The organism is Reyranella sp. (assembly GCF_050185545.1).
Classification (GTDB): Bacteria; Pseudomonadota; Alphaproteobacteria; order Reyranellales; family Reyranellaceae; genus Reyranella.
The window spans coordinates 1-6,510 of record NZ_JBFWZI010000289.1 but is presented as its reverse complement, the minus strand read 5'-3'; the positions used below and the strand labels follow the sequence as shown (position 1 = coordinate 6,510).

Sequence of the window (6,510 nt, the reverse complement as noted above, 5' to 3'; positions counted from 1 at the left end):
GATGCGCTGTGGTGCAGCGCATCGCTCGTCTGTTCCTCGTTCGGCGTGTTCGATACCGCGGGGTATGCGGTGACGGTGGGACAGTTCAGGAGCACCAGTGCGGATGCCTCGACGGTGTTGAACGGGTCCCTGGTCACGGTCACCGGGGCCGGGGTGGCCTGGGACTTCGTGGCCGGCGCGCTGTCGGCCGGGACGTCGACGATAAAGTTCACCAATGCGTCGGCGGCGGATCGCTCGTTCAAGGGCGGCGGAAAGACGTACTGGGACGTGTGGTTCTCCGGCGCCTATGCGGGAATTCTCGGCATCGATGGCTCCAATACCTTCAACGATCTCAAATCGGATGGCGGCCTGCATGTCATCGAGTTTTCCGATGGCAGCACCCAGAGCGTGGCGACGCTGACGCTCGGGGGCACGGGTGGCGGCGCCCGGACGACGTTGAGGAGCCAGACCAGCGGCGTCGCCTGGAATCTGACGTGTCCCGACGGCGAGGTCGATTGCGAGTGGCTGATCCTGAAGGATTCGCATGCCTCGGGTGGCGCGACCTTCACGGCGACGAACTCCTCTGACGCAGGCGGCAACAGCGGGTGGTCGATCGTTGCGCCCTTCGTGCTTCCTGCCGGCGACAGGCGGGTGCGCCTGACCTACATCAGGCGTTGAACGATGGCCAAGGCTCACGTCTTTCGCGGCCCGGCCCTATCGCAGCGGGTGAACCTGCTGCGGCGCACCCGCGCCAGCCTCGACGCGGTGGCGCATCGCCTCCCGGCCGGTCAAGTCGGCGGCAAGCGGACGCATGGATGGGTGCATCGCGAGCAGTTGCCGCCCCTGGAACGGCGCATCGCGCGTCTGTCACGGCACAGGTACGTCGCCGGACAGGTGCAAGGCGCTGGACGAAGCGACTCCGCCGCGGCGCTGGACGCCTCGGGTGCCGTTGCCGCGCGGCCTGTCGCGATCCTCGAAGCGTCGGGCATCAATGATGCCAGAAACGTCACGGCGACGTCCGCCGCGTCGCTCGACAACGGGGCCGCTGCCGGGGAGGCGGCGACAGCGGCTGCGAGCCTGGTCGCCGCCTGCGGCGAGGTCGGCTCGGCGATCGACGGTGTCCAGGCGGTCCTGACTTTTTTCGGGCCGGCGGATGAGCTGGCCGTGGCTGGCGACGCGCCTTCGGCAACCTCGGTTGCACTGTCCGAGGTCGTCGAAACAGAAAGCGCCAGCGAGATGAGCTCGAGCGGCGCGGTTCTGTCGGCGAGCTGCGAGGATGCGACCGATGCAGTCGACGGGTCGGATCGGTCCGCGTCGACGGGCGCCACCTGCGGCGAGCTCGCCGCCGCCGAGGACACCTCGCCGGCCATGTCGATCGTGGTCGGCCTCGCCGGCGAAATCGGCGGGGCGAGTGAGGCGGCCTGGGCTGCCTTGACGGTGTCGGCCGCGACAGCCGAAAGCGCAGAGAGCGTGGCGGCGCTCGATAGTGCGGCATACCTGGTCGGCACCGTCGTGGAGAGTGCCGAGTCGGTGGATCTAGCGAATGGCGCGAGCGATGGCCAGGTTGCGTGCGATGAAACGACAGCCGCGGAAGACCTGACGGATTGCGGTCGGCTCTTCGCGGAGAGTTTGATCGCAGCGGAGGAGGCGGACGCGGTCGAGATGGCCGCAAGGAGCCTGGTCTATTTCGGCGACGATCCGGAGGAGCGCGCCGGCGCGGCGGAGGGCAGCGACGCCGAGTGGATCGCCGGCGGCGCCGTTGCCGAGAGCGAAGCCACGACGGCGACGGCTGCGGCAGTGGCCGTGTGGCCCGTGCAGGTCACCGAGGTTGCAGCGACGAACGACGGTGCCGACGCCGGCGCATTGCTCAACGACTCGGCCACCGATGCGGGCTCCGCGACAGCCATTGCCGTCGCGACTCTTGTGCACGGCTCGACCATCGATGAGTGGGGCAGCTCGGCCGAGTCGTCGATCGCCGGCCTGGCGGGAACCGGGTCGGTCGACGAGCAGCACACGCTCGCTGATGCCTCGGAGGGCAGCGCCATGCTGGCGGCCGTCTGCGCCGACGGCGGCGCCGCGACAGAAGTGGCAACGGGCTCGCCGGACTATGTCGCCGGCAACGACGAGGGCGGGGCGGCGACTGACGAAGGGGCGGCCGTGGGCACGCTCGTGGCCGCCGCGCTCGAGATGCTCGCCGCGAGCGCTGCCGCGGCGGCGTCGGCGACCGGGATGGCGGCGTGCGTGGAAGCGGCGCCCATCGCCGAGGCGACAGTCGGCAGCGTGCTCACCGTCGTGTTTGCGGGCGATGTGGCCGGCGCGTTCGACGACAGCGATCGCGGGCGCTCGATCGGCGATGGCGTCGAAGAGCAGTCTCTGCTGGTCGACCTTCTCTTCGCTACGGCAGCCACGGCGATCGACGAGGCGGCGCAACCCATCGATGGCAGCGCCGCACAGGTTCCTTTCGACCTACCGCCACGGTCACCTTCGAGCGTCGTCGCGCAAGGGTCGAGTACACTTCGCCTCACGTGCGGCGCGACTAGGTTGGGCTGCCCTCGGCTGAAAGCAGCCGAGGGAGTCCATTCCGTTCAGCCGGGGCGTGCGCGGCATGAGCGCTGACCTTGCTAAAAGGACACGTCATGCGCCGGGAGCGTGCCACGTGGCGCGCCAGGCGCGTGGCGCTCATGCTCTTCCGGACCGCGGGCGTCCCGCCCGCTCATGAAATAATGAGCGGGAGAGACGCCCGCGGTCCGCATGAGCGCCGCTTTGGCGGAGCAACCTCGGCCGCCAGTGGCGCGATCCCGGCGAAAGTCAGCGCCAATGGGGGAGTCGTGCCGGACTTCCCGGATCGTGGGACCGCTTGTGCGCCGTCAGGCCGAGCGGCGTGCGGCTCAGCCTGCCCCGGTCGCGCACGGTTCGCCGCGACGGGGGCCAATCCATCGCAGGCCGACCGGCAGGTGGTTCGCTTTTGCCGCCAAATCGCGCCGTCGCCGGGGCAGCGCCTCGCGCGTCTCCGTGCTCTCGCTATCGTCCGGGTCATCCGGCAACCAGCACGGGATCACATGTCCAATCGAGTTGAAGTCGAGATCAAGAAGGCCGACGCCGAGCTGCAGATCGTGTTCGGCGAGGTCCTCGCGCCGAGCCTGGTCGACGCCCAGGGCGATTGCATGTCGGCCGAGGAGATCCGCAAGACCGCGTACCGCTTTCTGCAGAAGGGCCGGCAGTCCGCCGTAGACACCGACCACGACCGGACGGCGAACGGCTCGCACATCGTCGAAAGCTTCATCGCCCGCGACGGCGATCCGACCTTCATCGCCGGCTCGTGGGTGATCGGCGTCAGGGTGCCCGATCCTGCCCTGTGGGCCAGGATCAAGAAGGGCGAACTGAACGGATTCTCGTTCGAGGGCATCGGCCTGCGCGCGTCCACGACGGTGCAGCTCGACATCCCCGAAAACGTGTCGGGCCTGTCGCAGGAGGCTGCGGGCCACTCTCATCGCTTCGTCGTGACCTTCGACGAGGCCGGCCGCTTCCTCGGCGGCGAGACCGACGAGGTCGAGGGCCACAGGCACGGCATCCTCAAGGGGACCGTGACCGAGGATGCCGCCGGCCACTTCCACCGCTACTCGTTCGCGGAGCACCTGCTCGGTGTTCCGTAGAATTCGCGCTCACCTGCTGAGCGACGTCGATGTGCGGTTCGTCTCGCTCGTGCGGCGCGGCGCCAACCGCATCCCATTCCGCTTCACCAAGAAGGATGAAAGTCCCGTGGATTTTTTCAAGTTCTTTCACAAATCGGAAGCAACCCCGCCGCCCGAGCCCGAGCCCGGGTCCGGGCCCGGGCCCGAGCCCGAGCCTGGACTCGAACCCGAGGCGGACGCGAGCGACGTCGCGGTCGCGGCGAAGCTCGATGCCCTGGTGAAGTCCCTCGATGAGCTGTCCGGGCTCGTGCAGTCGAGGCTCGACGCGATCGATACTCGGTTCGAAGCCGTCGAGGCCACGGTCAGGAAGACCGAGGCCAGCATGAAGGGGGCCGTCATCGGCATTGCCTATGGCGACCCACCGCCGGCGCCGGCGCGCGCCGCCAGGGCCGTCCGGCTGCCGCCGCTGCTCGATACCGGCATGGCGGGCTTCGGCAAACCGACCTGATCGCCATCGCTCCGCTCGCCGTCGTCTTCGTCGTTCGTCTTCGTCGTTTCCCTCTCGATTGCCGCACACGGCGGCGCGCCCCAAGGAGGGGCCAACACAATGACTGCCAACGCAGCCCTGCTCAGCAAGGCCGATCTGGCCCTGGCCGACCTCAGCGCCAATGGCGGGCTCCTTCAGCCCGAACAGGGTGCCGCCTTCATCCGCAAGCTGATCAAGGAGCCGACGCTGATCCGCCAGGCGCGCGTGGTCGAGATGACCGCGCCGCAGCGCCGGATCAACAAGATCGGCTTCGCCAAGCGCATCCTGCGCAAGGCGACGCAGGGCGTCGCGCTCGACAATGCGTCGACGACGGGCCTCGGCGGTCGCGCCAAGCCGGCGACCGAGCAGATCACCATGACGACGCAGGAAGTGATCGCCGAGGTCCGTCTGCCCTACGACGTGCTCGAGGACAACATCGAGCGCATGACCGTGGCCGAGAACACGGCCTCCAACATGCCGTGGAGTTCCGGCCTCCAGGAGACCATCGTGACGCTGATCGCCGAGCGCGCGGCACTCGACCTCGAGGAGCTGTGCCTGCTCGCCGACACCGCCTACACCAACGGCGCCGATGCCGACGACCAGGCCTACCTGTCGATGTTCAACGGCTGGCTCAAGCTCGCCGCCGGCGGTCACGTGGTCGACTGGAACAACGCCGCCATTTCCAAGGAGCTGTTCAAGGCCGGCATGAAGGCCATGCCGGGCCAGTACCAGCGCAACCTCAACCTGATGAAACACCTGGTTTCGGTGAACCAGGAGGTCGAGTACCGGGACACGATCGCGAACCGGGTCGGCACGCTCGGCGATTCGCAGGTCCAGGGGCGCAGCAGCCTGTCGCCGTTCGGCGTGCCGCTGGAATCGGTTCAGCTGATGCCGGAAGCGATCGGCCTGTTCACCAACCCCAAGAACCTGATCTTCGGCATCCAGCGCCAGGTCAGCCTGGAGTTCGACAAGAGCATCACCGAGCGTGTGTACATCGTCGTCCTGACGGCGCGGGTCGCCGTGCAGGTCGAGGAAGTCGATGCGCTGGTCAAGTTCACCAACATCGCGTCGGTGTGAGGCGGCAATGGCAACCGCAACGCTGCATGGCGCGAAGACCTACTGCTACGGCGGGCTCGTGTTCACCGCGAACGAGCCGGTCGTCGTGGCCGACAAGGTGGCCGAGGCGCTCGCCGATCTGCCGCAGTACTTCACCGTGGCCTTCGACGGCCGCAAGGCCGCGGCCCGGCGGACGCCGAAGCCGGAGCCGGAGTCGCCAGCCGAACCGACGGAGCCGATCTAGCCATGCGCCTGGCCACGCTGCAGTCGGTGCAGGAGGCGATGGGCGTGGACAATGGCCGTGACGGCGAGAACGCTGTTCTCGCCGCTCTCGAGGCTGCCACGCTCGATCTCGCCGCGCGGCTGCGCTGCGGGACCTTTGACCTGGCCACGTGTGAGGACGACTTTCGGATCTGCGAGGGCGCGACGGCCTTCGCACTTTCCCGCGGATTCGTCCATGCCGGTTCGACCGTGTGGGCCGCACAGGATCGCGGCGATCTCCGCCCGTCGGCCCGGGACATCACCGACAAGGTCGACATCGATCGCGAGCGCGGCGTGGTCAGCGCCTTCTGCCGGCGGAGCGAGCAGCCCCTGTGGCTGCGTGTCTCCTACCAGGCGGGCTTCGCCACCGACGACGGCGAGACCTACAGGGACGTACCGTCCTGGCTGTCGCTCGCCGCACAGCTCGCCGCCCGCATCGCCCTGAACGCCCACCCGTCGTTCGTGACCAACCTGTCGACCACCGATGCGTCGTCGCTGCAATCCCAGCTCGACCGGATCGTCCAGTCGAAGATGCGCTACCTACCCTGGGCGCAGATCCCCAGGGCGAGCCGCGCGCTTTGAGCCGGCCGCCCGGCTGAAGGAGTCGCATCGTGGCTGACTTCGTTCCCGACGAGCGCAGCATCCGGCAGCGTGCCCTCGAGGCGCTGGTTGAGCGCTTGCGGACGCAGCGCGCGCATCTGCCCGTGGGTGATCCTTACGGCTTTGCCTGGGACCAGGTCCTATGGGCGCCGGCGGGCAAGTGGACCTTCAAGAAGCAGCGCTCGATCGGCGTGTTCGACGGCCACGAGACCAAGACGAACCGCCTGATGGTCAAGCAGTGCGTGCTGCGCGTCGCTCTCGAGGTCGCCCTCGTCATCCAGTCCGGCGAAGGCCCGTCAGCCGAGATGAACCGAGTCTTCGGCGCCCTGCAGCGCCGGGTGTCGGAAGATCCGTCCCTCGGCGGGCTGGTCATCGATCTCCAGGAAGTCGGCAACGACCACAAGGTCAGCGACGACAACCAGACACATGTCCGCGGCGTCGTCCACCTCGACATGA

At 68.3% G+C, this 6,510-nt stretch carries 8 protein-coding genes; all 8 read left to right on the top strand.

Going from position 1 to position 6,510, the window contains the following annotated elements; all coding sequences use genetic code 11:
• A partial coding sequence (locus AB7O82_RS36290) for a hypothetical protein (RefSeq protein WP_428621702.1) occupies positions 1 to 657 on the top strand: 657 nt, incomplete at its 5' end.
• 3 nt (positions 658 to 660) lie between these two features.
• Positions 661 to 2,595 carry a hypothetical protein gene (locus tag AB7O82_RS36285; protein ID WP_428621700.1) on the top strand — a complete coding sequence of 645 codons (1,935 nt, stop codon included), beginning with the start codon at positions 661 to 663 and terminating at the stop codon, positions 2,593 to 2,595.
• Positions 2,596 to 3,038: 443 nt separating this feature from the next.
• Positions 3,039 to 3,632: an XkdF-like putative serine protease domain-containing protein gene (locus tag AB7O82_RS36280; protein WP_428550083.1), complete on the top strand. Its 594-nt coding sequence runs from the start codon at positions 3,039 to 3,041 to the stop codon at positions 3,630 to 3,632.
• Entirely contained in the window at positions 3,622 to 4,119 is a 498-nt protein-coding gene (locus tag AB7O82_RS36275; RefSeq protein WP_428621698.1) for a hypothetical protein, read from the top strand. The genes AB7O82_RS36280 and AB7O82_RS36275 overlap by 11 nt, the downstream gene beginning before the upstream one ends.
• A 99-nt stretch (positions 4,120 to 4,218) precedes the next feature.
• Complete coding sequence (locus tag AB7O82_RS36270) at positions 4,219 to 5,214, top strand: hypothetical protein (RefSeq protein ID WP_428550078.1); 996 nt, start codon at positions 4,219 to 4,221, stop codon at positions 5,212 to 5,214.
• Positions 5,215 to 5,221: 7 nt separating this feature from the next.
• Positions 5,222 to 5,437, top strand: coding sequence for a hypothetical protein (locus AB7O82_RS36265; protein ID WP_428550076.1), 216 nt, complete (start codon positions 5,222 to 5,224; stop codon positions 5,435 to 5,437).
• Positions 5,438 to 5,439: 2 nt separating this feature from the next.
• Positions 5,440 to 6,036, top strand: coding sequence for a hypothetical protein (locus AB7O82_RS36260; RefSeq protein WP_428550073.1), 597 nt, complete (start codon positions 5,440 to 5,442; stop codon positions 6,034 to 6,036).
• 29 nt (positions 6,037 to 6,065) lie between these two features.
• Positions 6,066 to 6,510, top strand: a 445-nt coding sequence (locus tag AB7O82_RS36255) for a hypothetical protein (protein WP_428621697.1), incomplete at its 3' end; no start/stop codon positions are given.